Origin of the sequence: Ruegeria atlantica (genome assembly GCF_001458195.1) — a bacterium.
Classification (GTDB): Bacteria; Pseudomonadota; Alphaproteobacteria; order Rhodobacterales; family Rhodobacteraceae; genus Ruegeria; species Ruegeria atlantica.
This window is the reverse complement of the sequence record NZ_CYPU01000067.1, coordinates 1-1,854: the sequence shown is the minus strand read 5'-3', so window position 1 is coordinate 1,854 and position 1,854 is coordinate 1. Positions and strand designations below refer to the sequence as shown.

2 protein-coding genes are annotated in these 1,854 nt (G+C 57.5%); both read left to right on the top strand.

Annotated features, from left to right (window positions below):
• Positions 1 to 1,312, top strand: a 1,312-nt coding sequence (locus RUA4292_RS16955) for a site-specific DNA-methyltransferase (protein WP_145975005.1), incomplete at its 5' end; no start/stop codon positions are given.
• Positions 1,305 to 1,754, top strand: coding sequence for a DUF5681 domain-containing protein (locus RUA4292_RS16950; protein WP_058271330.1), 450 nt, complete (start codon positions 1,305 to 1,307; stop codon positions 1,752 to 1,754). The genes RUA4292_RS16955 and RUA4292_RS16950, both read left to right, overlap by 8 nt.
• Positions 1,755 to 1,854 lie beyond the last annotated feature (100 nt).

The window sequence follows — 1,854 nt, the reverse complement described above, 5'->3', positions numbered from 1 at the left end:
CAGCCAGATCAAGCCATACGCCAATAACAACCGCGTGCACGCGGCCAAGAGTATTGACAAGCTGAAGGCGTCGGTGGCCCAGTTTGGATTTGTCACTCCGATCCTTTTGGATGGTTCGGGCACAATCATTGCGGGTCATGGCCGCTATGAAGCCGCTAAGGCCCTGGGGTTGATGTCCGTGCCGACGGTTGTCGCGGATCACTTGTCAGACGCTGAAGTGCGCGCCCTGCGGATCGCGGATAACAAGCTGGCGGAACTGTCGGACTGGAACGAAGCTGCTCTGCAGATCGAGTTTGCCGAGCTGATGGATCTCAGCCTTGATGGCGAGCTCGATTTTGATCTGGATATCACCGGGTTCGAGGCACCGGAGATCGACATCATCATCGACGCTGCGGGCGAGGCTGCGGAGACCGAAGCGGAAACTGTAGACACCCCGGACCCTGCGGCACCTGTCATCACGCAGCCGGGCGACCTCTGGCTTCTCGGAGATCACCGCATCTTCTGCGGAGATGCCTTGCACGCCCAGAGCTACGACACCTTGCTGGAAGGCGAGACACCACAGATGATCTTCACTGATCCGCCTTACAACGTACCGGTCAATGGGCATGTCCGCTGTGGCACCGATGGCGCTCATCGCGAATTTGCCATGGCGTCGGGAGAAATGTCGGACAGTGAGTTCTGCAGCTTTCTCTCGGACGTGATCAACCGGCTGTTTGACTGCTTGCCGGACGGTGGCATCGCGATGATCTGCATGGACTGGCGTCATATTGAAGAGCTGATTGCGTCCGGCAAGGCAGGTGGCTTTGATCTCATCAATCTCTGCGTCTGGAATAAAACCAACGGAGGGATGGGCAGCCTTTATCGTTCCAAGCACGAGCTGGTTGCGGTCTTCAAGAAGCCAGGTGCTGCGCATATCAACAATGTCGAATTGGGCAAACACGGGCGCAACCGCACCAATGTCTGGGATTGCGCCGGTGTAAACAGCTTTGGGGCAGGGCGCGAGGCCGATCTTTCAGATCATCCCACAGTTAAGCCAACGGCACTGGTTGCAGATGCCATCATGGATGTGAGCCAACGCGGTGATGTTGTGCTGGACGCCTTTGGCGGGTCCGGCGCGACCTTGCTGGCGGCTGAGAAAACCGGGCGCCGGGCGCGCTTGATTGAACTCGACCCGGCCTATGTCGATGTCGCCATCCGCCGTTGGCAGGAGATGACTGGTGAGAACGCCGTACATTCGGTGACAGGACAGACGTTTGATGTGCGTTCTGCGGCAACCAATGCCACCTCAGAGCTGGAGGCGGATCATGTCTGACGATACGAAAGAGTTTGAGGTTGGCTACGGCAAACCGCCCAAAGCGACCCGATTCAAGAAAGGCCAATCCGGCAATCCGAAAGGACGACCGAAAGCCTCGAAAAATGTTGGGTCGATGCTTGAGGAAGTCTTCTTTCGGAAAATCCCGATCACCGAGAATGGATCACGCCGCGAGGTCACTATGCTGGAAGCAATCCTGCGCCAGCTGGTGAATGGGGCAGTTAAAGGCGAGATGCGTTCGATTGACCGGGTTCTCAAACTGTTGCCCGCGGTTCAGGAGGCACGTGCTGCAGAACTGGCGGGTGGCGAAGGTGCATCAGCGGCCGACCCCGGTTCAGACCTGGCCGCCTTAGAAGTGCTGGCGGATATGTTTGGCAGCGATCCGGATCAGCTTTTTGCAAGCATCCAGGGAGGCATCGACGATGAATGCCCTGAATTCTGATGATCGCAAAAGGCTGGCAGAGGCTGCGATGCGTGAAAACCTCTACGCATTCCTTGCGGGCAGTTTTGGTATCTTGTGTCCGGGTGAGAGGCTTGCCCGA

Bases quoted from the DNA above. Each gene is read 5' to 3' on its own strand.
- RUA4292_RS16950 (WP_058271330.1), top strand. From the start codon at position 1,305: ATGTCTGACGATACGAAAGAGTTTGAGGTTGGCTACGGCAAACCGCCC.